The sequence below is a fragment of the Methylibium sp. T29 genome (genome assembly GCF_000576205.1).
Lineage (GTDB): Bacteria > Pseudomonadota > Gammaproteobacteria > Burkholderiales > Burkholderiaceae_C > Methylibium > Methylibium petroleiphilum.
This window is the reverse complement of the sequence record NZ_AZND01000441.1, coordinates 1-1676: the sequence shown is the minus strand read 5'-3', so window position 1 is coordinate 1676 and position 1676 is coordinate 1. Positions and strand designations below refer to the sequence as shown.

Below are 1676 nucleotides of genomic sequence, written 5' to 3'. Positions count from 1 at the left end.
GGCCGCTCGCGCGCCCGGCCGCCGAGCGAGGCCACCGTGGCAGTGCTCGACACGAAGCCCGACACCAGCCCGGCTGCCAGCACGCCGCCACGCGGTCCCAGCGCACGCAGCGCCACCTGGCCTGCCGCCTGCATCGCCAGGATCAGCAGCACCAGGGCGGCGAGCGGGCGGGGATCGATCCCTCCCAGGGCATCGAGCGGTCGCGCCGGGATCAGGGGCAGCACGATGAGCGCCAGCGCCGTCAGCAGCAGCCCATCGTGCAACTCCTGCTCGCTGAGCAGCTCGGTTGCGAAGCGGTGCAGGCGTTCACGTGCTGCCAGCAGCACCGCCAGCCCCGCACCGCAGGCCGCCCCGAGGGCCGGCGAGAGGACCGACTGCACGCCGATCAGGTAGGTGGTGAACAGCGCCAGCTCGGTCGTCAGGCCAGGATCGCGCGAACGGCTCTTCGCGTGCGACAGCGCGGCCAGCCCGGCCACCAGCAGGGCGCCGACGATCACCAGCCCGGGCACCGGCACCCACTGCGCCAGGCCGCCGGTGGCGGCCGCGACGGCAAAGCTGCGCAGGCCCGCGGCTTCGCGTCCCGACCGCGGCCCTTGCGGCGCTCGCGCTCGACGCCGATCAGCAGGCCGGCACCGAGGGCCACCGCGAGGCCGAGGGCACCGTCCGGCAGCGTGACCCCGCTCACAGGTCCAGCGCCGCGCCGTGTTCCGGCACCGACACGCGCCAGCCCAGTTCGTCCTGGATGCGCAGCCGCAGCGTGTCGGCCGCCGCCGGCTCGCCGTGGACGACGAAGCAGCGCTCGGGCGGTGTCTCGAAGCCGCGCAGCCACTCCATCAGCCGTCGGCATCGGCATGGCCGGAGAAGCCTTCGAGGTGGCTCACGGTGGCCTTCACCGCGACGTACTCGCCGTGGATCTTGACCTCGCGCGCACCGCCCACCAGCGCCGCGCCGCGCGTGCCGCCGACCTGGAAGCCGGGGAACACGATGTGGTTGCGCGGGTTGGGCGCCAGCGCCTTCAGGTGGTGCAGCACGCGCCCGCCGGTGGCCATGCCGCTGGCCGAGATGATGACCTTGGGCCAGCGCTGGCGCGTCAGGCGCTCGGACGCCTCGGGCCCGGCGACCAGCGTCACGTCGTCGGTCAGCGTGGCCGCCTCGCGCGGCGTGATGCGCAGCAGCTTGCGGTGGCGCTGGTACAGCGCGGTCGCGGTGCTCGCCATCGGGCTGTCCAGAAAGAGCGGCAGGTCGGCCGGGATCTCGCCGGCCGCCTTGAGCCGCTGCAGCACCAGCAGCAGGGCCTGCGCGCGACCGACGGCGAACGACGGCAGCAGCACGCTGCCGCCGCGCCGCACCGTGGCACGCACGATCTCGCCCAGATGCGCCTGCACGTTGTCGCGCGGATGGCAGCGGTTGCCGTAGGTCGACTCGATCAGCAGCACATCGGCCTGCGCCACGCGGCCCGGCGCGGGCATCAGCAGGTCGTCGCCGCGACCGAGATCGCCCGAGAACACCAGCGTGCGGCCGTTCGCGCACACGCTCACCGACATCGCCCCCAGCAGGTGGCCGGCGGGGGTGAACTCGATGCGGGCGTCGCCGACGCGCACCCCGCGCCCGGCCGGGGCCACGCCGATGCGGGCGATGGCGCGCTTGGCGTCGGCCACGCCGTACAGCGGCAGGGC

At 74.7% G+C, this 1676-nt stretch carries 3 protein-coding genes; all 3 read right to left on the bottom strand.

The window, feature by feature from the left end; translation table 11 throughout:
- Positions 1 to 515 (bottom strand): DUF4010 domain-containing protein (locus tag x551_RS21845; protein ID WP_343252166.1); only part of this gene is annotated, 515 nt, incomplete at its 3' end.
- Between the two features lie 166 nt (positions 516 to 681).
- Positions 682 to 834 carry an MBL fold metallo-hydrolase RNA specificity domain-containing protein gene (locus x551_RS27830; protein WP_253950458.1) on the bottom strand — a complete coding sequence of 51 codons (153 nt, stop codon included), beginning with the start codon at positions 832 to 834 and terminating at the stop codon, positions 682 to 684.
- Positions 834 to 1676, bottom strand: an 843-nt coding sequence (locus x551_RS21840; protein ID WP_253950457.1) for an MBL fold metallo-hydrolase, incomplete at its 5' end; no start/stop codon positions are given. The genes x551_RS21840 and x551_RS27830, both read right to left, overlap by 1 nt.